At 73.0% G+C, this 26,504-nt stretch carries 22 protein-coding genes and 2 pseudogenes; 8 read left to right on the top strand and 16 right to left on the bottom strand.

What is annotated here, in order from left to right:
• Positions 1-4 precede the first annotated feature (4 nt).
• The 4 genes from FNV62_RS41105 to FNV62_RS41090 all read right to left on the bottom strand — a co-directional run bounded on the left by FNV62_RS41105 (position 5) and on the right by FNV62_RS41090 (position 5,681).
• Complete coding sequence (locus FNV62_RS41105; RefSeq protein ID WP_164657661.1) at positions 5-1,816, bottom strand: DUF2201 family putative metallopeptidase; 1,812 nt, start codon at positions 1,814-1,816, stop codon at positions 5-7.
• On the bottom strand, positions 1,813-2,874 hold the full coding sequence (locus tag FNV62_RS41100) for an ATP-binding protein (protein ID WP_054236668.1): 1,062 nt from the start codon (positions 2,872-2,874) through the stop codon (positions 1,813-1,815). The genes FNV62_RS41105 and FNV62_RS41100 overlap by 4 nt, the downstream gene beginning before the upstream one ends.
• Before the next feature lie 199 nt (positions 2,875-3,073).
• Positions 3,074-5,158: a phage holin family protein gene (locus tag FNV62_RS41095; RefSeq protein ID WP_143609836.1), complete on the bottom strand. Its 2,085-nt coding sequence runs from the start codon at positions 5,156-5,158 to the stop codon at positions 3,074-3,076.
• An 88-nt stretch (positions 5,159-5,246) separates the two neighbouring features.
• A complete protein-coding gene (locus FNV62_RS41090; protein WP_054236669.1) occupies positions 5,247-5,681 on the bottom strand; it encodes a hypothetical protein in 435 nt (144 codons plus the stop codon).
• Between the two features lie 85 nt (positions 5,682-5,766).
• Between FNV62_RS41090 and FNV62_RS41085 the strand changes: the two genes are divergently transcribed.
• Both FNV62_RS41085 and FNV62_RS41080 read left to right on the top strand, forming a co-directional pair.
• Positions 5,767-6,540 (top strand): MBL fold metallo-hydrolase, encoded by a 774-nt coding sequence (locus FNV62_RS41085; RefSeq protein WP_097286894.1) that lies wholly within the window; start codon positions 5,767-5,769, stop codon positions 6,538-6,540.
• Positions 6,541-6,554: 14 nt separating this feature from the next.
• Positions 6,555-7,229, top strand: a complete 675-nt coding sequence (locus tag FNV62_RS41080) for a DedA family protein (RefSeq protein WP_097289311.1) — start codon at positions 6,555-6,557, stop codon at positions 7,227-7,229.
• A 76-nt stretch (positions 7,230-7,305) separates the two neighbouring features.
• Here the strand turns inward: FNV62_RS41080 and FNV62_RS41075 are convergent, their stop codons facing one another.
• From FNV62_RS41075 to FNV62_RS41060, 4 genes are all read right to left on the bottom strand, one after another.
• Positions 7,306-8,466 (bottom strand): MBL fold metallo-hydrolase, encoded by a 1,161-nt coding sequence (locus FNV62_RS41075; protein ID WP_205523187.1) that lies wholly within the window; start codon positions 8,464-8,466, stop codon positions 7,306-7,308.
• Complete coding sequence (locus tag FNV62_RS41070; RefSeq protein WP_097286893.1) at positions 8,463-9,710, bottom strand: aminotransferase class I/II-fold pyridoxal phosphate-dependent enzyme; 1,248 nt, start codon at positions 9,708-9,710, stop codon at positions 8,463-8,465. The genes FNV62_RS41075 and FNV62_RS41070 overlap by 4 nt, the downstream gene beginning before the upstream one ends.
• Before the next feature lie 93 nt (positions 9,711-9,803).
• Positions 9,804-10,895, bottom strand: a complete 1,092-nt coding sequence (locus FNV62_RS41065; RefSeq protein WP_144315972.1) for a hypothetical protein — start codon at positions 10,893-10,895, stop codon at positions 9,804-9,806.
• A 157-nt stretch (positions 10,896-11,052) separates the two neighbouring features.
• The gene (locus FNV62_RS41060; RefSeq protein ID WP_413083898.1) at positions 11,053-11,640 is read right to left on the bottom strand and encodes an ANTAR domain-containing response regulator; all 588 of its coding nucleotides are present in this window, start codon (positions 11,638-11,640) and stop codon (positions 11,053-11,055) included.
• Between the two features lie 366 nt (positions 11,641-12,006).
• Between FNV62_RS41060 and FNV62_RS41055 the strand changes: the two genes are divergently transcribed.
• A complete protein-coding gene (locus tag FNV62_RS41055) occupies positions 12,007-13,134 on the top strand; it encodes a PAS domain-containing protein (RefSeq protein WP_143603447.1) in 1,128 nt (375 codons plus the stop codon).
• Between the two features lie 2 nt (positions 13,135-13,136).
• Here FNV62_RS41055 and FNV62_RS41050 read toward each other — a convergent pair whose 3' ends face one another.
• The 3 genes from FNV62_RS41050 to FNV62_RS41040 all read right to left on the bottom strand — a co-directional run bounded on the left by FNV62_RS41050 (position 13,137) and on the right by FNV62_RS41040 (position 16,136).
• Positions 13,137-13,931 carry an RNA polymerase sigma factor SigF gene (locus FNV62_RS41050; RefSeq protein WP_054236675.1) on the bottom strand — a complete coding sequence of 265 codons (795 nt, stop codon included), beginning with the start codon at positions 13,929-13,931 and terminating at the stop codon, positions 13,137-13,139.
• Between the two features lie 202 nt (positions 13,932-14,133).
• Entirely contained in the window at positions 14,134-15,870 is a 1,737-nt protein-coding gene (locus FNV62_RS41045) for a hypothetical protein (protein ID WP_144315970.1), read from the bottom strand.
• 8 nt (positions 15,871-15,878) lie between these two features.
• On the bottom strand, positions 15,879-16,136 hold the full coding sequence (locus FNV62_RS41040; protein ID WP_143672356.1) for a hypothetical protein: 258 nt from the start codon (positions 16,134-16,136) through the stop codon (positions 15,879-15,881).
• A 155-nt stretch (positions 16,137-16,291) separates the two neighbouring features.
• On the opposite strand from FNV62_RS41040, the gene FNV62_RS41035 reads away from it, so the two are divergent.
• Together FNV62_RS41035 and FNV62_RS41030 are read left to right on the top strand one after the other, a co-directional pair.
• Entirely contained in the window at positions 16,292-16,678 is a 387-nt protein-coding gene (locus FNV62_RS41035) for a DUF2795 domain-containing protein (RefSeq protein ID WP_097286887.1), read from the top strand.
• 59 nt (positions 16,679-16,737) lie between these two features.
• Positions 16,738-17,280, top strand: coding sequence for a type 1 glutamine amidotransferase domain-containing protein (locus tag FNV62_RS41030; RefSeq protein ID WP_144315969.1), 543 nt, complete (start codon positions 16,738-16,740; stop codon positions 17,278-17,280).
• Between the two features lie 201 nt (positions 17,281-17,481).
• On the opposite strand, the gene FNV62_RS41025 is transcribed toward FNV62_RS41030, so the two are convergent.
• Entirely contained in the window at positions 17,482-17,718 is a 237-nt protein-coding gene (locus FNV62_RS41025) for a DUF6158 family protein (protein WP_060899863.1), read from the bottom strand.
• Positions 17,719-17,935: 217 nt separating this feature from the next.
• Complete coding sequence (locus FNV62_RS41020) at positions 17,936-19,555, bottom strand: ABC-F family ATP-binding cassette domain-containing protein (protein WP_054236680.1); 1,620 nt, start codon at positions 19,553-19,555, stop codon at positions 17,936-17,938.
• Between the two features lie 376 nt (positions 19,556-19,931).
• On the opposite strand from FNV62_RS41020, the pseudogene FNV62_RS41015 reads away from it, so the two are divergent.
• Positions 19,932-20,504: pseudogene (locus FNV62_RS41015) on the top strand (phosphatase PAP2 family protein); the annotation flags it as partial.
• A gap of 161 nt (positions 20,505-20,665) precedes the next feature.
• Positions 20,666-21,487, top strand: coding sequence for a class I SAM-dependent methyltransferase (locus FNV62_RS41010; protein ID WP_144315968.1), 822 nt, complete (start codon positions 20,666-20,668; stop codon positions 21,485-21,487).
• A 43-nt stretch (positions 21,488-21,530) separates the two neighbouring features.
• On the opposite strand, the gene FNV62_RS41005 is transcribed toward FNV62_RS41010, so the two are convergent.
• Both FNV62_RS41005 and FNV62_RS41000 read right to left on the bottom strand, forming a co-directional pair.
• Entirely contained in the window at positions 21,531-23,399 is a 1,869-nt protein-coding gene (locus FNV62_RS41005) for a transketolase (protein WP_143609828.1), read from the bottom strand.
• Between the two features lie 179 nt (positions 23,400-23,578).
• Positions 23,579-23,824, bottom strand: a pseudogene (locus FNV62_RS41000) (NAD(P)/FAD-dependent oxidoreductase); the annotation flags it as partial.
• Positions 23,825-24,004: 180 nt separating this feature from the next.
• Here FNV62_RS41000 and FNV62_RS40995 point away from each other — a divergent pair.
• Positions 24,005-24,361 carry a VOC family protein gene (locus FNV62_RS40995; RefSeq protein ID WP_054230276.1) on the top strand — a complete coding sequence of 119 codons (357 nt, stop codon included), beginning with the start codon at positions 24,005-24,007 and terminating at the stop codon, positions 24,359-24,361.
• A gap of 56 nt (positions 24,362-24,417) precedes the next feature.
• Here FNV62_RS40995 and FNV62_RS40990 read toward each other — a convergent pair whose 3' ends face one another.
• Positions 24,418-26,391, bottom strand: coding sequence for a DUF5107 domain-containing protein (locus tag FNV62_RS40990; protein WP_144315967.1), 1,974 nt, complete (start codon positions 26,389-26,391; stop codon positions 24,418-24,420).
• Positions 26,392-26,504 lie beyond the last annotated feature (113 nt).

The following is a 26,504-nucleotide window of genomic DNA, read 5'->3' as shown; positions in this document are numbered from 1 at the left end:
CGGTTCAGCGCACCCGGAAGACGGGTCCCCGCGCCGTGAACGGGAGCCGCGCGCCCTGCGGAATCAGATACGCGTGCTCGCGCCGCACCCGCAGCACGTCGCACCAGCCGTCCGTGATGACCAGCAGCGGCGCGCCCGGCGGGAAGTCGTCCGCGCGGTGCAGCAGATCGATGCCGGGCTGCAGCACCGTACCGCCGCGCCCGTGCACCCGTACGCGACCGGCGATCTCGGTGACCGGAAGATAGCCCGCGTCGTGCGGCGCCGCGTCGCAGAACACCACCCGCGCGGCCGGTACGTCCCGGGCCTCGGCGTACGAGGCGATGGCGCCCAGCGCCTTGCCGAGCAGCGTGCGGTCCATGGAGCCGGAGGTGTCGAGGACGACGCCGAAGGTGCAGCGGGCGATCTCCTCGGGCGGGAAGTACCGTCCCGCGCGCGGGATGTCGGGGGTGGACGCCTGACGGCGCGAGGGGCGCGCGTACGTCCGTACCGGCTCGGGGCGGGGCACGAACTCGTCGAACCAGCGGGCCAGCCGGGCGTCCCAGGGCAGCGGCGGATGGTCGAGCGCGCGGATCTCCTCGACCAGGCCGCCCGGCAGATAGCCCCGCTCCAGCTGCTGGTGCAGGTCGAAGCCGTGGCTCAGCCCTCGCCGGTAGAGCTCGTCCAGGTCCACGTAGTCGCGCGGGGAGCCGAGCGGGGCGCCGAGGATGTCACCCGCCCCCTTGCCGCGCAGCGTGGACAGCCGGCGCATCCGGCGCAGGTCCTTCGCGATCCGGTCGTACACCTCCTCCGCCGAGAGGTCCTTCAACTCCGCGTCGTACAGGAGTCCTTCGGGCATCGTGCCGACCTGCATCTCGCACAGCCAGCCGTTGATGACGTAGTCGGCGGCGATGTTGAAGAGGTACGGGTCGCGGGCGCCGCAGCGGTCGCCGTGCCGCAGGGCGGCGTGCAGCATCTCGTGGGCGAGGACGAACCGCCATTCCTCGTCCTCCAGTTGACGCAGCGGGTTGATGTAGATCTCCCCCGCCTCCGCGTTCACGGCGGCGACGGAGATGTCGTGGGCGCGGGCCAGTTCGGCGTCGGCGACCAGGGTGATGCCGGCGGCGATGCCACCGAGCAGCGGGTAGGAGGAGATGAACCAGCTCAGCGCCCGCTCCCAGGGCTGCAGCTGGGTGGGCCCGCCGCGCATCGAGCCGCGACGGCCGCCGGCCACGTCCATCGCCGTGGCCACGGTGCGGGTCAGGGCGTGCGCGAACTCGAGCTGCCAGTCCGGGGCCCGGCCGCCCTTCCAGGTGTCCCACGGCACCAGCAGCTGGTCCGGCTCGCCGCCGGCCGTACCGCAGCGCTCGTACGGGGCCGGAGTGCCCTCGCGCCGCCAGCGTGCGGCGAGTTGCTCCTCGTCGCCGTCGGGGTAGGTGGGCGGCAGGTCCTCGGGGGTGAGGCCGATGGGGAAGCCGAGCAGGAAGCGGTTGACGACCGCACAGCGGGCGGCGAGGGCGTGGCGGTCGGGCTGCTCGCGCGTCTTCGGCGCCGCCGGGACATGGCCGAAGCCCAGGTGGATGACGGCGTGCGCGACCGCCCAGGCCCACTCGACGGGCTCGGCGCGGCGGGTGGGGTGGACGTGCAGTACGCCGTTGGAGTCGACGCGGACGAGACCGTCGCGGGGCGAGTCGGGGCAGTCCTCCTGGCGGCAGGTGCTGAAGCCGATGGCGGCGAGCGCCCGGTTGGCCCGCACCAGCCGCATCCCCTCCGCGAAGGCCTCCGCCGCCAGGTCCTTCTTCGGCTGTCCCTTGCTGCGGCGCGTCGGCGTACGGCTCACTGCCGCGCCTCCACCAGCCGGGGCATGTCGCGGGCCGCCTCGACCAGGAACCAGGCGGGCAGGAGGGGGTTGCCGTCGGTGTCCGGGGCGATGACGCTCTGCGCGACCTCCACGGAGATCTCGGCGAGCTGCACGAGCAGCGACTTGGCGCGGTACGCGGTCTGCTGTCCGCTCGCGGAGAGGTGCTCCTTGCTGGCGGGCAGCTCCTTGACGAGCCGGCCGCGGAAGGACTCGGCGAGGTAGTAGAGCAGGTCGCGGTCCTCGGGGCGGTGCGGCCAGCGGGCGTCGCCCTTGACGATCGCCTCGATGCCGAACCGGCTGCGCACGATCTTCACATAGCCGCAGAAGGCGACCGCGTGCGCGGGCGTCAGGGTGCCGTGCGCGATCACCTTCAGGGTCGGCTCGTCGAGGGCCGGCCCGAAGGAGTGCAGCGCGTCGGAGAGCATGTGCCAGGAGCGGGGCGTGGAGAACGGCTCCTCGGTCTTCGGCGGCTTGGACCACAGGTGGTCGGGCCGGTCGGTGAGGTGGTCCACGACCCAGGGGTGGATGCCGTTGCCGGCGGCCCAGCCGAGCCAGTCCTTGGAGGAGGCCTCCAGGTGCACGTGCGTGAGGCGGTTGATCAGCGCGGAGGCGATCGGGCGGGCCAGCGCGTTGTCGGTGGCGCGGTTGCCCGCGCCGATCACGATCGAGCCCTTGGGCAGCTCGTAGTTGCCGATGCGGCGGTCCAGGATCAGCGAGTAGAACGCCTTCTGCACATCCGGCGTCGCCGCGTTCAGCTCGTCCAGGAAGAGGCAGTACGGCTCGTCCCGGGCGATCGCCTCCGGCGGGCAGAACACCGAGCGCCCGTCGCGGATCTGCGGGACGCCGATCAGGTCCTCGGGTGCGAGCTGGGTGCCGAGCAGGCTGACGCACTCCAGTCCCAGCGACTCGGCGAACTCCCTCACCAGGGAGGACTTTCCGATGCCGGGGGCGCCCCAGAGGAAGACCGGCCGCACGGTCGCGAGACCGAGCAGCAGTTCCGGTATACGGGCGGGGGTGACGGTCACGACTGCCTGCACGCAGCATCCTCGGGGATCGGGAAGTGCCCCGCGGGTGCGCGGTGCTCCTTGCGAACAGTGTGTGCGCGGGGCTCGCCGACCGCAGCCCATTTTCCGCCGGACCGACCGCAGCCAATTTTCCGCCGGACCGACCGCGGCCCGTCCGCCACCACCGACCGCAGTCCGTTTCCCGCCGCCCGGGCCCGGCCCTGGCCGTGGCTCAGGCGGCGCGCTCGTCCGCGGGGGCCGCCAGCGGCACTTGGGGGCCGTCGCACTCGCGCAGCCAGCGTCGCAGTACGCGGTGCACCTGCTCGGCGCCCACGAGATCCGCGTCGTCCTCGACCGGCGCGGACAGGGCCACCGGTGACAGCAGGAAGGGGCGTGCCTGGGCCCCGCCGAGTCCGCCGTGCGAGCCGATCTGCTCCTCGAAGGCGAGGACCTCGCCCTCCTTCGGATCGTACGAGGAGTTGACCATGATGTCGGCGACGTGCGGGAAGGAGTGCGTACGTCGTACGGCGTCGGCGGCGCCGGGGCCGAAGTCGGCGAGCGGACCCGGGCGCGCGTCGTCGAGCTTGTCGACCGGCACCTCCGCGCCGTTCGCGCCCAGCACGAGCCCGCCGTACTCCTCGCTGCGGACCAGCACGAATCCGACGCCGGGGTGGTTGGCGAGGGTGGACAGCAGCGCGGGGTGGCGGCGGTCGATCTCCTCCCGGCTCATCCGGTGCGGCACGTCGGGGAAGGAGACCAGGCCGAGGTTGCCGGAGGCCAGCACGATGGGCTCGGAGCGGCGCGAGGGACGGTGCCGCTCGCCGCGCTCCTCGACGGGTCTGCGCAGCGCGGCCCGCACCGCCGCCCGCGCCTCGGTGCCGCTGTGGGTCCGCTGTGCCTTGCGCGGCACGGGCAGGCCGCACCCGGCCCGGACCAGGTTGCCGAGGCTGAGGCCGTAGCGGGTCAGGAAGGTCTCGCCGGGGCTCTGGCCGTGGTCCGACAGCACCACGATCCGGTAGGGCCGCGGAGCGTGTTCGGCGACCTTGGCCACCAGGGCGAGGGACCGGTCGAGGCGCTCCAGGACCTTCTCGGCGTCCCGGCTGCGCGGCCCGGAGTGGTGGGCCACCTCGTCGTACGCCACCAGGTCCGCGTAGACCGCGTTGCGCCCGGCGAGCATGTCGCCGATCACCGCGGCGACGACGACGTCCCGCTCGACGACGGTCGCGAAGGCGCGCACGAAGGGGTACAGCCCGCCGCGCTTGACCCGGGGCCGCCGCTTCTTCATCCGGGCCCCCGTGGACTGGCCCATCTCGCGCAGCACCTCGGCGACGAAGGACATGGCCGTACGGACGGCGTTGGCGGGGTCGATGAAGTAGGCGAAGTAGCCGGCGCGGGAACGGTTCTCCCGGCCCCTTCGCGCGGCCATGGACAGCACCAGGGCCAGCTGGTCGGCGCCGCCGCTGAAGAGGTTGCCGCGGCTGGCGCCGTCGACGGTGAGCAGGCCTCCGTCGCCGGTGTACTCGATGGCCCGGCGTTGGAGTTCGGCGGCGCTGGAGGGCCGGTTGCACACCATGACCTCGTGCGTGTCCTTCTCGTACCAGCGGAAGGCCGGCACGTCGTGGTTGCTGCCGTGCAGGATGCCGAGCTGGCTGGCGCCGGTCTGGCTGGACCAGTCGGTGCGCCACGGGGTGAGCCGGTGGGTGGGGCAGCCGCCCGCCCCGGAGCCGTCGAGCCACTGCGCGACGGTGGGCATCAGCCCCTTGCCGACCGCTTCCCGCAGCACGTCGTGGCCGACGCCGTCGAGCTGGAGGAAGACGGCGCCGGGGGTCGAGGGCCAGGCCCGCCCGTCGCCGCGCCTGCGGCGACGGTCGGCGAGCCGGTAGAGCCTGCGCCGGTAGGCGTCGTCGTCACGGACGGCGAGGGCGCCTCCGGTGGCCGAGGCGACCGCGGACATCACGGCGGCGACGACCACGGCGGTCTCGGGCGCGGCCTCGCCCTGCCCGGAGGGGTTGATGCGCAGGGCTATGAGCAGCAAGGACCCGTTCAGGAAGAAGACGAGCAGACCGAGCACGAGGGCGGGCACCAGGAGCAGTGCCCGTACGAGCAGGGGCCACACGAGCGAGGAGAGCAGACCGAAGACGGCCGCGCCGACCCCGGCCGTGACGGCGATCCGGGTGGCGCTGTCGCCGTTGCTGGACTCCAGCTGGAAGTCGGGCAGCACACCGGCGAGGACGAGCATGGTGACCGTGGACACGGCCCACACCGCGATGCTCCGCCACACTCCGCTGAGAAGCCGCCGCCAACGCCCTCCGCCCACGCCCTGCCCACCTCACGTCCCGGCCCGCCCGGTGTGCGAGGCCTGCTCCCACCCTGTCACAACGGTCGAGCGGCCTCCGGTGTCCCCCTCAGCGGCCGTCGTAGCCCGCGGTCGGCATCGACAGGCGGCGGTGGACCCGGGCCTTCATCTGGGCGTCGTACGACGGTTCCGCGCACCCGACCGTCTCGATCCGTACGCCGCGGCGGGCGCACTCGGCGGTGAACTCGTCCACGGAGGCGAGGGCGCGCTCCAGGACGCGGTGGCTCGGCGCGACGAACAGGTCCACGAGGCCCGCCTCGACGTCCGCCCACAGGGTGCGGTGGTCGGGGCGCAGACCGCGGACGAGGAGCTCGCGGGTGACGACGTATCCGCGCTCGGCGGCCCAGCGGGCGCACATCGCGTACTGGCTGCGGGAGTCCACGAGGAAGGGGTCCGCGTCGAGCTCCTCCAGGGGCGTCAGGCTCGCGATGGCCGTGACGCGGACCAAGGTCGGCACTGCGGAGGCGCTGCGCGCGTGTCCCATGGCGTCCCCCCTCACCTCCGGGTTTCGCCGCCGACCCTACTCCTGCACGTAGGCTCGGGGGGAGTCGCACGGAGGAGGCAAAGAAGTGCCGGTGGAGATCACCTGGTGGGGGCACGCCACTTGCACGCTGGAGGACTCCGGCACACGCGTCCTCACCGATCCGCTCTTCGCGCGCCGGCTCGCGCACCTGCGGCGCAGGCGCGGGGCGCCGCCCCCTCCCGAGGCGGCGGTCGCGGACGTGGCGCTGGTCTCGCATCTGCACGCCGACCACCTCCATCTGCCCTCGTTGCAGCGGCTCGCGCCGGGCACCCTGGTACTGGTGCCGAAGGGCGCGCCGCGCGCGGTGCCCGCGCTGCGCAGGCTGGACCATCTGCGGTTCGTCGAGGTGGCACCCGGGGACCTGACCGAGGTCGGTGACCTGGTGGTACGTACGGTGTCGGCGCGGCACGACGGGCGGCGGCTGCCGGTCGGACCGCACCGCTCCCCCGCGCTGGGCTTTGTGGTGGAGGGCGAGGCGCGGACGTATTTCGCCGGGGACACCGGGCTGTTCGAGTCGATGGCCGAGGAGGTCGGGCCGGTCGACGTGGCGCTGCTGCCGGTCGGCGGGTGGGGCCCGTTCCTCGGGGAGGGACACCTGGACGCGGGGCGGGCCGCCGAGGCGCTGGCCCGGCTGATGCCGAGGAGCGCGGTGCCGGTGCACTACGGCACGTACTGGCCCATCGGCATGGACAGCGTGCGCCCCCATGAATTCCATGCGCCGGGTGATGAGTTCGTGCGCCTGGCTGGGGAGCGTGCGCCCGAGGTGGCGGTGCACCGGCTCGAACACGGCGAGAGCGTGCGCCCGGAGGTCGCGCGGTGACGCCCCTGACCGCCATGGGCACGGCCCCCGCCATATTCCTGTCCGTCAAGAGCACCGCCCCCGCCCTGTTCCTGTCCGCCACGGGCGCGGCCGTGTCACCGGAGAGCACGCAGCAGGCGATCGGCTATCCGTCGCTGTTCGTGCTGGTGCTGATCGGCGCGCTGGTCCCGGTGGTGCCGACGGGTGCGCTGGTCAGTTCGGCGGCCGTGGTGGCCTTTCACGAGACCGCGCCGTTCGCCCTGCTGCTGGTCTTCGTGGTGGGCTCGCTCGCGGCGTTCCTCGGTGACGTGGCGCTCTACTGGCTCGGCCGGCGCGGCATGGGATCCAAGAACGGCTCGCGCTGGCTGGAGGCGATCCGGGTGCGCGCCCCGGAGGACCGCCTCAGCCAGGCCCAGGAGAAACTGGACGACCACGGCGTCGCCGTCCTCGTCCTGTCCCGCCTCGTCCCGGCGGGCCGCATACCGGTGATGCTCGCCTGCCTGCTGGCGAAGATGCCCCTGCGCACCTTCGCCCGCGGCGACATCCCCGCCTGCCTCGCCTGGGCGGCCACCTACCAGGTCATCGGCATCCTCGGCGGCTCCCTCTTCGACGAGCCGTGGGAGGGCGTGGTGGCGGCGGTCGTACTCACACTGGCGATCAGTGCGGCGCCGGGGGTGTGGCGGAGGGTCCGCAGAACCGCGCCGCGATAGAAGCAGCGCCCCCGGAAGGGGCGCGGGGAACTGCGCGAGCAACCACGGCCCACCCGCAGGCACCCCACCACCGCCATCACCCCAGGACCCGAGAACCCCCCACCGCCAGATCCCACAGATTCCCCCGCTCCAGCCCCACCCGCTCCCAGGCCGCCTTCACCCGGGTCAACGGCTCCAGCACGGGCTCCGCGGACAGTACGAACGTCCCCCAGTGCATCGGCGCCATCCGCCGAGCCCCCAGGTCGACAGCCGCCCGAACAGCCTCTTCCGGGTCGCAGTGGACGTCACTCAACCACCACCGGGGGTCGTACGCCCCGATGGGGAGCAGGGCCAGGTCTATCCCCGGGTACCGCTGCCCGATGGCCGCGAACCAGTGCCCGTACCCCGTGTCCCCCGCGAAGTAGACCCGCTGTCCTTCGGGCGCCGTCAGCACCCAGCCGCCCCACAGCGTGCGGCAGGTGTCGGTGAGGCCGCGCTTGGACCAGTGGTGCGCGGGGACGAAGTCGAAGCGCACGCCGTCGAGTTCGACCGCCTCCCACCAGTCCAGCTCGGTGACCCGGGTGAACCGGCGGCGCCGGAACCAGCTCCCGAGTCCGGCCGGCACGAACACCGGTGTGTCGCGCGGAAGTCGGCGCAGTGTCGGCGCGTCCAGGTGGTCGTAGTGGTTGTGGCTGATGACGACCGCGTCGACGCGCGGCAGCGCGCTCCAGGCCACGCCGACCGGGGTGATCCGGGCCGGGGTGCCGAGGATCTTGCGGGACCAGACCGGGTCGGTCAGGACGGTGAGCCCGCCTATGCGGATCACCCAACTCGCGTGCCCCGCCCAGGAGACGGCGACGGTACGGGTGCCCACCCTCGGCAGCGGCCCCGGTTCGAAGGGCAGCAGTGGAATGTCGGCGAGCGCCGCGGGCCCCGGGCGCAGCGCCCCCTCACGGGCGAACCGCGCGAAGGCCCGCAGTCCCGGCAGCGGCGCGGTCAGCCGGTCGACGAACGACCGCGGCCACACACGGCGCTCACCGAGCGGACGGGGTTCGGCGAGAGGTGGGGGCTCGACGAGCGGACGGAGTGGAACGGCCGGTGAGGAACGCCCCACCGTCGGGGCCATGGAGGACACCGGCTCCTCGGCGTCCCGCGTGTCCGTGGACACGGACGTGCTCGTGGACATGGACGTGCTCGTGGATATGGACGTGCTCGGGGACGTACTCGTGCTCGTGGTCGACTGGGACTGCTGCGTCATCGAGGAGGCTCCCATCGCTGAGCGTCGTCACGGAGATCGTCGAACGCCGACCCCAGGAGGGTCAACGCGCGTTGCACCTGTGGCAGTTCCAACGGTGAGGGTGAACTGAGGCATTCCGCCCGCTCCTCGTCGGTGGCGCCGAGCAGCGGTCCGGTCTCCAACCGCACGCGCAGCGCCTCGAGGTCGTCCCCGAAGCGGTGGCCGCCCGGCGCGGGCATGCCGAGCCGGGCGGTGAGGAAGTCCTCCAGTTCCTGTGCGTCCCCGACGCCGAGGGCGGTCAGCGCGGAGCTCAACGGGCCGAGATCCACGTACAGATGTCGGCCGGCCCGCGGCGGCCGTGCGAGGGCCCCCGACCCGATCACCGCGCGGTGCGCGGCGAGAGCCACGCGCGCGTGCAGGCGTACGGCGGCGGTCAGCCGCTCGGTGACCGCGTCCGGCTCGCCGAGCGCGTACGCGGCCGCTGCCGCGACCGGTTCGGCGACCCGGGCACCGAGCACGGTGAGCACGTCGAGGACGCGGGCGCGCAGCCGAAGGCCCTCGTCGGTGTCCGGGAAACGGGCGACGGCGGCCGGCCAGCCCTGCGGCAGGAAGGCGCCCGCGAGGTCCGTCAGCACGGTGACCTCGCCGGGGAGCATCTCGGCGGGGCTGAGCAGCACGGTGTCGTGCGGCCGGTGCAGGGTGTCGCGCCAGGTCTCGTCGCTGACCACGTGCAGTCCCTCGCCCACCGCGGCCTCCACGGTCTCGTGCACCACCTCGGGCGGTGCGACGGTGGCGGTGGGGTCGTCGGCGACGGAGAGCACGAGCAGGCGCGGGTCGCCGCCCTCGGCGCGGACCCGGCGGACGGTCTCCAGGAGTGCGTACGGATCCGGCAGGCCGCCGCACTCCGCGGGCGTCGCCGCGTGGAACACGGACCGGCCCAGGAGGCGGACCTGCGGTGCCCACCAGGCGGCGCACGGGCGCGGCACCAGGACGTCGCCGCCGAGTGCGCCGGTCAGCGCGAGGAGCAGCGCGGGGGCGCCGGGGGCGGCGACCACCCGGTCGCGGTCGGCGGCCAGGCCCCGCCGGGTCCAGTAGCCGCAGGCGGCGTCGAGAAGCGCGGGGCCGCCGCCGGAGGGCTCGGCGTGGGCGTGGCCCGCCGCGTCGGCGAGCACGGCGCGCAGCTCGGCCAGTACCGGCAGGCCCTGATCGGGAAGGGGCGGCCCGTAGCGGAGGGGACCGTGTCCTTCCGGAACCGTCCGCCGCATACGTGCCTCCGTGCAGTCCGTGGTGCCGTGCCCTGTCGTTACCCAGGCTCCCGCCCGCCATGGGCGCCCGGCCGGGTTGCGCCCGTCACAGCGTCAGCGGTGGGAGGAGCCCTTCTGGCGCAGCCGGTGGACGGCCGCGCCCAGCGCGCCCACGATCAGGACGCCGCCGGTGATCAGGGCCGGGACGGAATCGGTGAAGGTGCCGCCCTCGCCGCCCTGCACTCCGTACTGGGCACCGGCGGGGCGCTCCTCGGTGTCGTGCCCCGTGCCGGTGTCACGCCCGGTGCCGGTGTCACGCCCGGTGCCGGTGTCGTGAGCCGCACCGGTCTCGCGCCCGGCGCCCGTGTCATGAGCCGCGCCGGTGTCGTGCGTCGCGCCGGTGTCGCGACCCGTACCCGTGTCACGGCCCGTACTCGTGTCGCGACCCGTACCGGTGTCACGGCCCGTACTCGTGTCGCGACCCGTACCGGTGTCACGGCCCGTACCGGTGTCGTGCGTGGCACCCGTGTCGTGCGTCGCACCGGTGTCATGACCCGCGCCCGTGTCACGCCCCGTACCGGTGTCATGCGTCGCACCCGTGTCACGAGGCGCACCGGTCTCGCGTCCCGTAGCCGTGTCACGCCCGGCGCTTGTGCCCGTGCCCGTACCCGTACCGGTGCCGATGCCCGTACCAGTGCTGACGCCCGTGCCGGTGCCGGCGCCGCGGGACACGGTGTACGAGGCGTTCCACGGCCGCTCCTGGCCACCCGGCGCGACGGGACACACGCCGTTCACACCCCATTGGGCGTCACGGTCCCCGGCGACGGAATCGCTGTCGAACTGCTCGCCGGCCCCGGATGCCACTCCGAACCCACCGACCCCTCCGGATCCAGCGTCGGAAGTCCCACCCGCCGGGATACGGGCCGTCCCGTGGTACGAGGTGGCGCCGCCCGTCTTCTCGGCGCCGCCGGTGACCCGGTGCAGTTGGGCCTTGCCTCCCTCGAAGCCCTGGGAGTGCGCGTCGATGGACTCGGGCGCGGTGCCGCCGATCGCGTCGCAGGTGACGGAGATGGAGAGGAGACCACCGGGGCCCACGGAACGGGGATCGACCTCCGCGCCCGGATCCGCGGACGCGGCCGTGGCGGCCGCCCCCAGGGCGGCACAGGCCAGGGCGGTGGCGGACAGGACACGGACGGTACGGCACATGGGACGGGCTCCTTCGGACAGACACTGTCTGAAGGGGGCACGGCCGTCGCGCCCCCACCCCATCACAGCCCGCCCGGGCGCGGGGCGCGCGCGGCCGGACACCATTCGCGCGACACGGACGGCCGAGCGGGTGACAGCGGCGGCTCGGCCGAGCGGGTCAGTCCGACAGGGAGACGAGCTCCCGTTCCAGGCCGCGTCCGCGTTTGTCCACGACGGCCGAGGCCACGTCGGACAGTTTGCGCTGGGTCGCCTGCGAGACGCGGCGCAGTACGCCGAAGGCCGCGTCCGCGTCGCAGCCCAGTACGTGCATGACGATCCCGCACGCCTGGTCGACGACGGGCCGGGTGCGCAGCGCGGCGCCGAGCTGGTCGAGCTCGGTGAGCGCGGCCCGGTACGAGCGGTCACGGACCAGGCAGGTGACGGCGAGGTCGCCGAGCGCGCGGGCGGGTCCGTGCGGGGCGTCCTCCAGGGCGCCGGGCCGGAAACTGTAGAGGCTGAGGGTCACGGTCAGCCCGGAACGCCGGAAGGGAATCGTGACGCTGGAGCGGACACCCGAGTCGAGGGCCAGCGCGCGGTACGCCGGCCAGCGCTCCTCGCGCAGCAGGTCCGCCGAGTCGACGGGCTCACCGCGTTCCAGCGCGGCGGGGATCGGACCGTCTCCGGAGCGGAGTTGGACCGAGACGAGTGCGGCGAGGTCGGGGTGGGTGACCGCGACGGGGCGTTCCGGGCCGCCCTCGGAGACCATGCAGCTGGCACCGCAGCAGTCGGTGGTGCAGCGGGCGGCCTGCTCGGCGAGCTCCGACAGCCGCCTCCCCGGAAGCGTGGATTCCGGCGAGCGCGTTCCAAGGTCGCCGAGTTGACCGCCTCGGCCACCTCGACCGTCTTGACCGCCTCGGCCACCTCGACCGCCTCGACCGTCTTGACCGCCTTCACCGCCTTCACCGCTTCGACCGCGCCGATCGCTTTGGCGGTATTGCTCAAGTCGCCCCGCATCCAGCATGGTTCACCCCCTCCTCCCTCCGCGCCTTCCCGCTCACCTGCGCGGAAAACAGGCCGGGCGGTTTACACCTCCGCCACACCCGGAACCAATCCTTCGGGTTACGTTCATCGGATGGCGCAGACGGACGAATTCGGTGAAGAACTCGCGGATTTCGTGCGCCGCGTGGCGGAGCTCAAGGCGGCTCGATCGGTACCGGCCGACGACCTGCCGACGGTGCTCGACGCGGCGATCTTCGAACTCGACCACGTGGCGGGCCAGTTGTGGCCCCGGTACGAGAGTCTGTCCTCGACGGGCCCGTCCGGCGTCGCCTCGGTCGACCGCCAGGAGCAACAGCTCCTCAAGGCGCTCTTCCAGCGGGTGCCGGTGCCTGTCGCGCTGGTGGACCGCGAGACGGTGGTGCGCAGGCTGAACTTCGCGGCGTCCTCGTTCACCGGCGTACGGGCCGGCTACGCCACGGGCCGGCCGCTCACCGGTTTCCTCGCGCACGCCGACCGTGCCGCGTTCCGCTCGCAGGCGGCGGCGGTGGCACGCGGCGAGGGCGACCGCAGTCTCACCGTGCACCTCCAGCAGCAGCCCGCGGTGCCGGTACGGGCGACGCTCACCGCGCTGCGGCCCAGCGGCGAACCCCGCACCGCCGTCCTCGTCGTCCTGCAGCCCGCGGACAGCCGTGTGCCGTCCCCCGAGCGCGTGCCGGGCCCGGAACCGACCCTGACCGAGACGACCCGGCACGCGGCGCTGATGGACCTGGTGGACGCCGTGACCACGGCGCTGCTCAGCGGTCCGGTCGGCGATCCGGCCGGGGTACTGGAGCGGGCGGCCGGGGTGCTGCACGGGCGGTTCGCCGACTGGGTGGTGGCCGACGTGGCGGGAGCGGCGCGGCTGTCCCGTACGACGGTGCTGGCCCCCTCCGACAGCGTGGCGGGGGCCCGGGACGTGGCCGCACAGGATCCCGTCGCGTGTCCGCTCGTCGTCGAGGCGGCCCGTGGCGGATCCACGGCGCTGCCGGTGCGCCCCGAGGATCCGGACGCCTTCGGCCGTGACACCTCGGGCGCCCCGATCCTCGTACGCGCGAACGTGACGTCGCTGCTGTGCGTGCCCCTGACCACCGCGCCCGGCCCCGTACAAGGCGTGCTGACCCTGTTCCGCAGCGGCGCCCGCCGGGCGTTCTCGATGGCGGAGGCCCAGGCGATGGACATGATGTCCCGCCACCTGGCCCTGGCGATGGGCGCGCCCCGGTAGGGCTACGCCGCGTCGCGCATCACCTGGTCGCGCAGCCGGTGGCAGCACCGGCTGATCAGCCGCGACACGTGCATCTGCGAGATCCCGAGTTCGTCGGCGATCCGGCTCTGCGTCATGTCGCCGAAGAACCGCATGTAGAGGATGGTGCGTTCACGCTCGGGCAGGGCCTGCAACCGGGGCTTCACGGCCTCGCGGTCGATGACGATGTCGAGCGCGGGGTCGGCCGAGCCGAGGGCGTCGCTGAGCGAGTAGCCGTCGTCGCTGCCGGAGACCTGGGCGTCCAGGGAGAGCGCGGTGAAGCTCTCCAGGGCCTCCAGGCCGGCCCGGACGTCCTCCTCGCTCATCCCGGCGTGCTCGGCGATCTCGGCGACGGTGGGCCTGCGGCCCGAGATGGTCCCCGACAGTTCCTGGACGGCGAACCGCACACGGTTGCGCAGGTCCTGGACGCGGCGCGGCACGTGCAGGGTCCACATGTGGTCGCGGAAGTGCCGTTTGATCTCGCCGGTGACGGTCGGCACGGCGTAGCTCTCGAAGGCGTTGCCGAGCTCGGGGTCGTACCGGTCGACGGCCTTGACCAGGCCGAGCGCCGCGACCTGGCGCAGGTCCTCCAGGCTCTCACCGCGGTTGCGGAACCGGCCCGCGAGCCGGTTGGCCATCGGCAGCCAGGCCTCGACGATCTGCTCGCGGAGCGTGTCGTGCTGCCGGCCCGGAGGGAGCGAGGCGAGCCTGCGGAATGCCTCCGTGGTGTCGGGGGCGTCGTCGTGCGGATGGCGTTTCGCGCTCACTTGGTTTCGCATGGTGCGTCGCAACTCCCTTGCAGGTGCCTTGGGTTGGACGGTCACCGTGGGAGCGCACGGGTGCGTCGAACGGCACACCCGTGGCGAGGTTCTCCCCGCTCCCACGGACGTGCCTCCTGTCCGAAGCACTTGAATTCCGCCTGCCCCGGCCTGTGCGAGGCAAACACCGAGGCAAACACCGGCGCCTGTCGGCGCCTTGGGCTCAGGGAAGGGCGAGCAGGGACTCGATCGCGGCGCGCAGCTCCTCGTCCTGGAGGAAGGCCTCGTAGTTCCGTTCCTGTGCCAGGCGGCCGTCGAAGCCCCGTACCGTCCGCAGTGCGGCGCGTGTCGCGGGGGTGAGGGTGCCGATCCGGGCCAGGGCTCGCAGCGCCTCTCCGAAGAGCCGATAGTCGTCGCCGCCGTCGGCGATCGGCAGGACGAACTCCGCCAGGACGGAGATGCTCGGTTCGGGCTCGCCCGTGCCCGACCAGAGGGCGAGCGCGGCCTCGATCCGGTGAAGGCCGCCGGTGTTCTCCATGATGTGCCGCACCCGGTCGGCGTACGGCGCGGCCGCGGGACCGAACTCGGTCAGCAGATGGACGGGCCCGTGGTAGGGACCCTCCTCGGTCAGCACCGCGTCGCCGATGAGGCGCAGCGCCGCCCTACGGTCTCCGCCCATCCGTGAGGCGGCCCACGCCGCGTTCCACTGGTACCCCGGCCAGTTGAGCGGCTTACAGGCGCGCAGGGCGGGCTCCGCGGACGCGGCGCCCGGCCCCATCGCCGCCAGCACCTCGACGATCGAGAGCGAGCCCGTGGCGTCGTCCAGCAGTGCCACGACCTCCGGCAGCGCGGGCAGCGCGTCCGGCCCCCACGCCTTGAGGACCTTCAGGAAGGCGCCGGTCAGCGGGCCGTGGCCGCCGTTGTGCGCTGCGTGGTGCCGCATCACCTCCCGCAGGTCGGGCAGCAGGACGTCGGCATGCGCCCGCAGCGGGACCAGCACGGCGTCGACGTCCGGAGGTCGTGGGTCGCTGACGCAGTAGCCACGTCCGTAGTGCTCCCGATAGGGCTCGTAGAGCCGCTCGACGAGTCCCGACAGCGCGCGCGGGTCGCCGATCCGGGTGAGCGCCCATCGCGCGTAGTCACCGACGGTCCCCTCCAGGCAGGGGTCCTTGCCCGGGTCGTCGAGCAGCGTGGCGAGCGGGTCGGCGTACCGGGCCGACCGCCGGTCGAGCACCGCCAGGAGGTGTGCCGCCCGCAGGCGCACGGGGTCGGCCGGGTCGTCCAGCAGTCGGCCCGCCACCGGCAGCAGCGCGGGCGCCGCGGACGGCCTGAGCACCAGCAGCCGCCATGCCTCGTCCAGCACCGCCCCGGACAGTTCGGTGTCCCCGGTGCGGGCCGCCGCGTCGGCCAGCCGGACCACGAAGGAGGCGGCCGTCCGGGCGTCGTGGTCGAACAGCTCGGCGGCCCAGGTGACGACCGCTTCACGGCTCCAGGGTTCCTCGACGCCCACCACGTACCAGATCTCCTCGAACCTGGGCCGTACGGCGAGGTCGGAGAGTGTCTCCATCAGCAGGTCGATCCACCGGACCGGCTCCTGCGGGTCGAGCCGTTCCCAGGCGATCACGGCCGCGACCTTCATGACGGGCTCGCCGTCACGCAGGACGCCGTCGAGGACCGCCCGCACCTCCTCGACCGACCGGGCATCCGCTTGTGCCGCCTCGGCGGCCACCCAACCCAGCCTCAGCAGCACCGGCAGACGCACCGCCGGGTCCGTCTCGGCCCGCCACCGCTCCAGGAGCGGTACGACACCGTCCGCGAGGGGAATGGCCTCCCGCCGCACATCGGGGTCCGGGTCCGCGAGCAGTGCCAGGACCGCGCCCCGGTGGCGTCTCCACGCCGCGGGCCACCCCGCGTCCACCAGGTCCGGCCGGGCCGTCCTGGTCGCGTGCGCGAAAGCCACCAGCAGTCCTACGAGGTCGACTCGCGCGCCTGCCTCCGGGTCGCGGCGAGCGCCACCACGAAGGGCAGGGCCGCGGTCGCCGCGGAGGGCACCCGGCCGTTGCCCGCGATCAGGCAGGAGTACAGCGGGTAGCAGTACTCCTCCGTCGCGGCCCCGCCCGCGAGCGCCAGCCGCCGCAGCGCGCGGGGCACCTCCTCGACCGGGTGCCGGGGCAGCGCCGACTCGAGCCGGTCCCACGGCACCGCGTCCAGCGCCTCGAGCGACATCCCCGTCACATCCACCCCCATGACCTCGGAGAACCGGTTCTCCGGCCGTCATCATGCCGCCCTGCGGTGGAGCTCGTCGTGCCGTTTTCCCACGGACGTGTCGACCCCGGGTCCATGGGTAGGCGATCACCATCCCCGATCCCCTGGAGGGAGTCATGCAACGAGGCAGCGACCGGTTGAGCGCCCACCGGGACGACGAGATGAAACACGAGTTGCAGGGCCTGCTCAGGTCGGGTCACCCCACCCGGACCGAGGAGTGGCACGACCCGGAGCCGACTGCCGACGACGACCCGGAGATCGCGCGCGGCCCCGTGACACCGAACCGCGCGCCCGAGTCCATCGAGACGGTGCGCCTGGAACTGGCCCGGTTCCTGACCCGTACCGCCTTCCCCGCGGGCCCCCGCGACCTGGCCGACACCCTGCGCGACAAACACGCGCCCGACCCCCTGGTCGAGGCCGTGGAGCGGCGCCCCCGCAAGGCGCGCTACGCCACGGTGCACGAGCTGGCCGAATCGGTCGTACGCGCCCGGCGCACGCGGTGAACGGCGCCCCGGCGCTGTGCACCACCGCTCGGGGGCCGGGATGAGGAAACGGAGGAATCATGCGTATCGCGTTCCTGATGGCGCCCGAGGGCGTCGAGCAGGTCGAGCTGACCGATCCCTGGCAGGCGGTACTGGACGCGGGTGGCGAGCCGGTCCTCGTGTCCACGAAGCCCGGCCGGATCCAGGCCTTCCATCACCTCGACAAGGCGGACACCTTCCCTGTCGACGAAGTGGTCGCCGACGGGTCGGCCGAGTCCTTCGACGGGCTCGTGCTGCCGGGCGGTGTGGCCAACCCGGACACGCTGCGCCTCGACGAACGCGCCGTGGCGGTCGTCCGCGCGTTCTTCGAGCGCGGCCTTCCGGTCGCCGCGATCTGTCACGCCCCCTGGACGCTCGTCGAGGCGGACGTGGTCTCGGGCCGGGTCCTCACGTCCTGGCCGAGTCTGCGCACCGACATCCGCAACGCGGGCGGCACCTGGGTCGACCGGCAGGTACAGGTGTGCGAGCAGGGGCCCAACACCCTGATCACCAGCCGCAAGCCGGGTGACCTCAAGGCGTTCGACGAGGCGTTCCTGGAAGTGTTCGCGCGGCAGGCCGCCTGACGGAGTGTCCGCCCCTGCGGAATCCGGCACCATCCGGCGCGCCTCGGTTCACCGGCGCCGGCGGGGACCGAGGGCGACGGGTGCGGGTGGCAGCGACGGGTGTGGGTGGCAACGGGTGTGCGGGCCGGGCGAGTTCGACCCGACGTCGTCACTCGTGCCCTCCCTGACGCCCCGAACCGTCATGTCGCGCCGACTCGTCGTTCAGCACTCCGCCGCGAGGCCCCGCTCCCGGGCCCCGTCGCGGGTACGGCCCGAGGCGACGGGACGGCGCGGATGGCGGCGCAGGTACTCGCCCTCCAGCTGCGCCATGCGCAAGTTGTGGGTCCGCAGGGCTTCGTTCGAACCGTGCAGCAGTGTGTCGTGGCGGGTGCGGTGGATCGTCTCCAGCTCTTTCATCAGCTGCTGGTCGTCCAGCCGGTCCGGGTCGACTCCGGTCATGGTGGTACCCCGCTCGTCGTGTCCTGCGGCGCGGTCCGGGTGGCCGCCGGGCAGGCGCTGCCGTGCGCGGCGCCCGAACGGCGTCCGGGAGGGAGCCGTGGATCTAGCCGTCCTCCCTCCACTCTACGAACTTCCGGGCCGCCGGTCCTCCGGGAAGCACCGGCGACCGGGACCGGGACCGGGTCCTGGCGGGCCCGAGTCGTACCGGCCCCGAGTCCTACCGGGCCCGCTCGACGCGCCGCTCGTCCCACACCGGCTCCGCCGTCTCCCGGATCCTGCCGTCCGAGCCGAAGACCAGATAGCGGTCGAAGGAGCGGGCGAACCAGCGGTCGTGGGTGACCGCGAGCACCGTCCCCTCGTACGCCTCCAGGCCCTCCTGGAGTGCCTCGGCCGACTCCAGGTCGAGGTTGTCGGTGGGCTCGTCCAGCAGCAGGGCCGTGGAACCCTCCAGCTCCAGCAGCAGGATCTGGAAGCGTGCCTGCTGGCCGCCGGAGAGCCTCTCGAAGCGCTGCTCGGCCTGGGCGGTCAGCTCGTAGCGGCGCAGCCGGGACATGGCGGCGCCCCGGTCCTGGGAGTGCTCGCTCCACAGGATGTCGAGAAGGGTGCGGCCCTGGAGCTCCGGGTGGGCGTGCGTCTGGGCGAAGTGTCCGGGCACGACGCGCGCGCCGAGCTTCCACTCACCCGTGTGCGCGACGGTGTCACCGGCGAGCAGGCGCAGGAAGTGCGACTTGCCGGAGCCGTTGGAGCCGAGCACGGCGACCCGCTCGCCGTAGAAGACCTCCAGGTCGAACGGGTGCATCAGCCCGGTGAGCTCAAGTCCCTTGCAGGTGATGGCCCGTACGCCGGTACGCCCGCCGTGCAGACGCATCTTGATGTCCTGCTCGCGCGGCGGCTCCGGCGGCGGGCCGGCCTCCTCGAACTTCCGCAGCCGGGTCTGCGCCGCCGCGTACCGGGACGCCAACTCATGGCTGATGGAGGCCGCCTGCCGCAGATTCAGCACGAGCTTCTTCAGCTGGGCGTGCTTCTCGTCCCAGCGCCTGCGCAGTTCCTCGAAGCGGGCGAACCGCTCCTGTCGCGCCTCGTGGTACGTCGCGAAGCCACCGCCGTGCACCCATGCGTCGGCGCCGGTGGGGCTGGGCTCGACGCTGACGATCTTCTCGGCGGCGCGGGACAGCAGCTCCCGGTCGTGGGAGACGAAGAGAACGGTCTTGCGGGTCTCCTTGAGCCGCTCCTCCAGCCAGCGCTTGCCCGGGACGTCGAGGTAGTTGTCCGGCTCGTCGAGGAGCAGTACCTCGTCGGTGCCGCGCAGCAGGGCCTCCAGCACCAGCCGCTTCTGCTCTCCTCCGGAGAGGGTGCGCACCAGGCGCCACTGCGCCTTCTCGTACGGGACGCCGAGCGCGGCCATCGTGCACATGTCCCAGAGCGTCTCGGACTCGTAGCCGCGTACCTCGGCCCAGTCGGAGAGTGCCTGCGCGTAGCGGAGCTGGGCGGCCTCGTCGTCCACGGTCATCATGGCGTGCTCGGCCGCGTCGACGGCCCTGGCGGCCTCCTGTATGCGGGGCGACGCCACGGAGACGAGCAGCTCCCGCACGGTCGTCTCGTCTCTCACGGACCCCACGAACTGACGCATCACGCCCAGGCCGCCGGTCACGGTGACGGTGCCCCCGTGCGGCTTCAGCTCCCCGGAGATCAGCCGCAGCAGCGTGGTCTTGCCGGCTCCGTTGGGGCCCACCAGCGCGACGACGGCCCCTTCGCCCACCCGAAACGACACATCGCCGAGCAGCGCCCTCCCGTCGGGAAGGTAGTACTCAAGATGTGCGGCTTCGAGATGTCCCATGGGGAGGCATTCTCCGGCCCCCCGGCCCACGGAGCAAACGCATAACCCCACCGAGCCCCCGCACCCCGGCTCCCCTCGCCCCCGCCGCCCCTACCCGTCCCATCCCCAGGGGCTCCGCCCCTTCGACCCCACCAAGGGGCTGCGCCCCCTGGCCCCCCATCGGCCTGAACGGCCTCGTCCTCAATCGCCGGACGGGCTGAAGATGCGGGGCGAAGCCCCCGCCTCAGGGGCGCGGGGAACTGCGCGACCGGCCCCCACCCACCCGCGGCCGACGAACCCGCCGGGGGGGCTGGGGGCGGAGCCCCCGGGGTTCGGGATGGGACGGGTAGGGGCGGCGGGGGCGAGGAAAGGGCGGTTCGGCGGGTACGGGGAGTTCATGACCGTCACCCCGGACATCGACCTCACCACCGGCCCCCCGAACCACCGCACCCTCCGCAACCACTTCCTCACAGCCGACTCCCGCCTCTTCGAAGCCATCGCATCCCGCCACTGGCCGGGCTGCGACCCCCTCCTGCCCAAACTGAGCCGCAGCGCGAACCACGGCCTGCTGTGGTTCGCCACAGCGGCGGCACTCACGGCGACCCGCACCCCCCACGCCCGCCGAGCCGCCGCGACCGGCCTCGCCTCCCTCACCCTCGCCTCCGCCACGATCAACACCGTGGGCAAGCGCTCGGTACGCCGCCCCCGCCCTCCCCTCGCCCCGGTCCCCCTGGCCCGCAGGCTGAAGCGACAGCCGATCACCACCTCGTTCCCCTCGGGCCACTCCGCGTCGGCCGCCGCCTTCGCCACGGGAGTGGCACTGGAGTCGCACGGCTGGGGCGCCGCGGTGGTACCGCTCGCCACCGCCGTGGCCCTGTCCCGCGTCTACACCGGCGCCCACTTCCCGAGCGACGTCCTCGCGGGCGCGGCGCTGGGCACGGCGGTGGCGTACGCCGTACGAGGCCTTCTCGCACGCCACCACCGACCGTGACCCGTCCGGACACCTCTCCCCGGTCAACACCCGTGCCTCACCACGCGACTTGTCCATATAGCAAGACGCTGGTCTCAGCATGCGACATGCGGGCGTACGGTGATGCGCAACCGACGAGACGACGCGAAGGGGAAACGGTCATGTCGAAGTCGCAGGAGACCGCTGTCTACACACACGGCCACCACGAGTCCGTACTGCGCTCGCACACCTGGCGCACGGCCGCCAACTCGGCCGCCTACCTGCTCGACTCGCTGAAGCCCCACATGCAGATCCTGGACATCGGCTGCGGCCCGGGCACCATCACCGCAGACCTGGCGGAACTGGTCCCCGAAGGCCACGTCACCGCCGTCGACCACGCCCCGGGAATCCTGGACCAGGCCCGCGCCGTGGCCGCCGAACGCGGCCTGGACAACGTCGATTTCCGGGTCGCGGACGTGCACGCCCTGGACTTCCCGGACAACACCTTCTGCGTGGTCCACGCCCATCAGGTGCTCCAGCACGTGGGCGACCCGGTGCAGGCGCTGCGCGAGATGTACCGGGTCACCAAGCCGGGCGGTTTCATCGCCGCCCGCGACGCGGACTACTCGGCGATGGCCTGGTACCCCGAGGTGCCGGGCCTGACCGACTGGCTGGACCTGTACCTGCGCGTGGCCCGAGCCAACGGCGGCGAACCGGCGGCCGGCCGCCGTCTCAAGTCGTGGGCACTGACGGCCGGGATCAAGGACATCACGGCGACGTCGGACACCTGGACCTTCGCCACCGAGGACGAGCGGGAGTGGTGGGGCGGGCTGTGGGCCGATCGCACGCAGGCCTCGGCGTACGCGGAGCGCGCCACGGAGGGCGGACACGCGACCACCGCGCAGCTCCGGGCCGTTTCCGAGGCGTGGCGGGAGTGGGCGCGGCAGGAGGACGGCTGGTTCTCCGTCCTGCACGGAGAGATCCTCTGCCGTAAGGAAGCGTGATCCGCCCGCGGTTGTCTGCGGCGCCGGATCCAGTGGGTACGGCTCAGCGCACGATCGCCGTCTCCACCAGCAGCCGCGCCGCCGCCGCGATCGACTCCGCGTCGATGCCCGCGGCGTGCAGTTGCTCGGCGGGGGTCGCCGAACCCGGCATCGTCCGGACGGCGAGGCGGACCAGGCGCGGCACCGGACGGCCGTCGAGGAAGGCGTCGAGGACCGCGTCCCCGATGCCGCCCTCCTCGCGGTGGTCCTCGACGGTGACGAGGCAGCCGGTCTGTTCGGCGGCCTCGCGCAGGGTGTCGCGGTCGACGGGCTTGACCGAGTAGAGGTCGATGACCCTGACCTGGATGCCCTCGCGGTCGAGCGACTCGGCGGCGGCCAGCGCCTCGTGCAGGGTGACGCCCGCGGCGACGAGCGTCAGCCGGTCCTCGTCGCTGGCGCGCAGTACCTTGCTGCCGCCGACGGGGAACTCCTCGGTGGGGCTGTAGATCACCGGGGTGTCCCCGCGTGAGGTGCGCAGATAGCGGATGCCCTCGAGGTCCGCCATCGTGGCGACGAGCTTGGCCGTCTGGTTGGCGTCGCACGGGTAGAGCACGGTCGTGCCGTACAGCGCCCGGAACATCGCCAGATCCTCCAGGGCCATCTGCGAGGGGCCGTCCTGGCCGATCGAGACGCCCGCGTGCGAGCCGACGAGGTTGATGCCGGAGCCGCTGATCGCCGCCATCCGGATGAAGTCGTGGGCCCGGGTGAGGAACGCCGCGAACGTGGTGGCGTACGGCACCCAGTCGCGCGCGGCCATACCGACGGCGGCCGCGACGAGTTGCTGCTCGGCGATGTAGCACTCGAAGAAGCGGTCGGGGTGCTCCTTGGCGAAGAGCTCGGTGCGGGTGGAGTCGCTCACCTCGCCGTCCAGGGCGACGACGTCACCACGGGCGGTGCCGAGCGCGGCGAGCGCCTGTCCGTAGGCGTCGCGGGTGGCGGCCTGGCCCCCGGTGTCGTAGCGGGGCAGTTCGAGGTGGCTGGAGCGAACGGCGTGCAACACCCTTGCCGGGGGCGGCTGTTGGACCTCCACGTGCAGGTTGCGCACTCCGCCGAGTTCGGCGATCGCCTCCTCGGCGTCCGGCAGCGGTTTGCCGTGCAGGCCCTCACGGTCCTGGACGGACTCGACACCCTTGCCCTTGAGCGTGCGGGCGATGATCACGGTGGGCTGTCCCGCGGTGGACTCGGCCTCGGCGTACGCGCGGTCGATGGCGTCGACGTCGTGTCCGTCGATCTCCACGGTGTGCCAGCCGAAGGCCTGGAACCGGCGCGCGTACGCGTCGAGGTCGTGGCCGTGCCGGGTCGGGCCGCGCTGGCCCAGCCGGTTGACGTCGATGATCGCGACGAGGTTGTCGAGGTGCTCGTATCCGGCGTGCTCGGCGCCCTCCCAGACGGATCCCTCGGCGAGTTCGCTGTCGCCGCACAGCACCCACACCCGGTAGCCGGTGCGGTCGAGCCGTTTGCCGGCCAGTGCGACGCCGACCCCCACTGGCAGCCCCTGGCCGAGCGAGCCGGTGGCGGTCTCGACCCACGGAAGCCGCCGGGGTGTCGGATGCCCTTCGAGGCGGCTGCCGAGCCTGCGGAAGGTGAGCAGTTCGGCCTCGCTGATGGCCCCGGCCGCCCTGTACGCGGCGTACAGGAGCGGTGAGGCATGCCCCTTGGAGAGGATGAAACGGTCATTGCCGTGATGCTGGGGGCGCTCGAAGTCGTAGCGCAGGTGCTTGGCCAGCAGGACCGCCATCAGGTCGGCCGCCGACATCGAGGACGTGGGGTGCCCGGATCCCGCGGCGGCGGCAGCGCGCACGCTGTCGACACGCAACTGCTGTGCGAGTTGCCTGAGTTGACGGATGTCCATGGGGTTCACGGTGGTGTTCATGAGTCTCCTTCCGGACGGCTCGCGAAGTCGCCGGGGGAACCGGCCGCCCGTGCCGGTTCCGGCGAGGCGGTGTCCAGCGCCGCGGGTGACGGCCCCGGCGGGGGGCCGGACAGCGGGATGGCGGCGGCGTCGCCGCACGCATACGCTTCAGGACGGCCCGGCACCTGCACATACGGGTCGGGAACGGGCAGCAGCTTGTTCACGCCGCCGACGGCCAGCACAAAACGATCGTACGTCAGCGTGGTGACACGGCGTGGCTCCAGGATTCCGGCGGCGTCCCGGGGCAGCAGGGGCGGATACAGAAAGTAGTCGGTCGGGTGGAGCAGGGTGATGCCGGCCTTGCGCCGGGTCGGCCGCTCCGGCGTGCGGGCGGTTCGGTACCCGGCGAAGCCGGCACCGGCGATCACGCTGCGGGGTCGACTCACGGTTTCGCCTCCGGCGATGTCGCTCGTGCCTCGTACGGGGCTTTCCGCGTCCCCGTGGTCGGCGCGCCCCAAACCCGGCGGCTCCGGTGTTTCCTCCCCACCCCCCGGGGTCACTCCGCCCTCCGCAAGAGACGTCCGAATCGATCTCGCCCTCCGGCGTGCCCAACTAAGCTCGTCCGCATGGAGATTCTGGGAGCCACGTTGCGGATCTGCGTCGACGACCTGGAGGCTTCGGTCCCCTTCTACGAAAGACTTGCGGGTGGGCGGGCCCTGCGGTTCGAGCGCGGCGGCGTGTCGGTGGCGGCGGTGGGCTGTTTCCTGCTCATGAGTGGACCCGAGGCCGATCTGGAGGTCCTGCGGAAGGTCTCCGCGACCATCGCGGTCAAGGACGTCGAGGACGCGCATCGGGTGCTCAGTGAGCTGGGCGCGCGAATTCTGGCGGGCCCGGTGGGGACGCCGGCCGGGCGCAACCTGATCGCCATGCATCCGGACGGTGCGGTGTACGAGTACGTGGACCGCGGGTCCCCGACACCCTGACCTCCCTCGGGGCCTCGCCCCGGACCCCGGCGTGTTCCTCGACTGCGGGTGCGTGGCTAGTCGGCGGGCGGCCGCATGCGGAAGTCGTAGTGGGGTGGGAGTGGCTCGTCCGTCAGACGGGTCCACAGGGCGGTGATGGTCTCCGCCCCCTCCCGCAGGTCGGCGACCTCGAACGCCTCTTCGAAGACGGCTCGCGCCCCGTCCCGGTCCCCCTCCGCGAGGAGCAGCTCCACCTCGAGCAGACGGAACCGGCCGCGCGCCCGCGTGGCGGGGCGCAATCGGTCCCAGACCCGCCGCGCCTCCCCGGTACGCCGCACCGCGAGCAGCGCCCCCACCGCCTCCCGCCCGAGCGCGGCCGTGGCCGCGGTCCAGGCCGGACCGTCGTCACGCCGCTCCTGGCACAGGTCGTCGAAGGCCTCGGCGTACCGGTCGGCGGCCCGTTCCCGGTTGCCGGCCTCCTGGTCGGCGACGGCCAGACACCGCAGCAACGGCCAGAGCGACGGGGCGAGTTCGAGCGCCCGCTCCCAGCTGCGCACGGCCTGCGCCCGGTCCCCCGCATGCCACTGCGCGACGCCGAGGTGGTACTCGGTGAGCGGTTTGGCGGGCGCGGTCTCCAGCATGTCCCGCCAGTGCGGAGCGACCAGGCTCTCACCGGGTGGCCCGACCCGCCGCGGCTCCGGGAAGGCGCCGGTCCGCAGGAGTTCCACCCAGGGTGCCTGCGGCTCCCGCAGCGTGGACTCCTCGAACGGCGTCCCGGGCAGCTTGTGGGAGGCGCGCAGCACTTCGAGCGCACCCCAGCCGGACCCGACGGCCAGCACCTCACCGGGCTCGGTGTCGGCGTACGGCAGCCACGCCTCGTACGCCGCGTCGACGTCCCCGCGGGGCAGGACCTCCGACAGCCGGCGTTCCGTCTCCGCGCGCGCGAGCGCCCAGTCCGCCCCGTGCACCGCTCCCGCGTCCGTCGCGAGCGGCCCGTACGCCTCCAGCCAGGACACCTCGCTCTCCGCCTCCAGCCGGACATGCTCCAGCTGGGTACGGGCGAGCCCGGCCTGGATCTCGCAGTAGCCGCCGGTGCCGGGTTCGGTGAGCCATTCCTGCCAGCGCCGTCCGCCCGGACCGACCCCCCAGACGAACAGCTTGCGCCCGCGCAGCACGTCGGTGGAGGTCTGCACGAGCCCGTCGCCCTTGTCGTCGAGCGCGGCGATCCAGCGGCGCTGCCCGTCGGGCACCTCGTAGAAGTAGTCGGCGGGGAAGACGCTGCACGGCGGATACGTGCGGTCCACCCCCTCGTACTCCGGTACCGGCACCCTGCGCAGCCGCCGCTCGTACCCGAAGTGCCAGGCCTCGTCCGCGGGGGCCAGCACCCGGCGTTCCTCGGGGACGGCGATGTTGGACCACCAGTACAGGGGCGCGGGCCTCTGGTGCGGATTGCGGACGCGGACGCCGACATGGAGGAAGTCGGAACCGTCCGGGAGCCACAGGTCGACCTGGAAGGGCATGCCGCGCAGCCGCTCCCACTCCCACAGGCGGAGCATCTCGCCGCCGTCGGGGGCGGGGACACGGGCGGCGTGCACGGGGGCGCAGGACAGGGTGGTGTGGCCGGTCGCGCCGATGTTCCACTCGATGCCGCCGGAGAACCAGGCTCCGTTGAGGGCGAAGCAGGCGGGCTGCACCACCGGGTTGCGGTAGAGGAGTTCGCGCTGCGAGGGCTTGTGGAACAGCGAGACCACCCGGCCGCCGTAGCCCGGCAGCACCACCGCCCGCAGCCGGTCGTTCTCGATCACGATCGTGTCGATCCCGCGCGGCTCGCGCCGTCTGTCGTATCCGTCCCGGACGCGCTCGGGCAGGACGCTCCGCAGCGGCTCGTAGCGGATCTGCCGGAGCATGTCGCGCGGAAGGTCGGCGCCCTCGCGGTCGTCGATGCGGTGTGTCTCGTCGAGCGGCCGCAGGGGTGGCAGCGGGTTGTCCGGGCCCAACTCCGCGACCGGCAGGGTCAGTACGTCACGTCGGATCGTCGTCACGATGACCATGGAACAGCGACATCGACCACCTGACCAGGGTGTCCGCTCGTCAGGATTCCGCAAAGGCGACGACGACCACACCGGTGGACAGCGCGCCCGCCGTGTCTGCCGACAGCAGGGAA

This window comes from Streptomyces sp. RLB3-17, from assembly GCF_007113425.2.
In the GTDB taxonomy this organism is placed as follows: domain Bacteria; phylum Actinomycetota; class Actinomycetes; order Streptomycetales; family Streptomycetaceae; genus Streptomyces; species Streptomyces mirabilis_D.
Note: the sequence above shows the minus strand (reverse complement) of the source record. Positions and strands in the feature narration are given on the sequence as shown.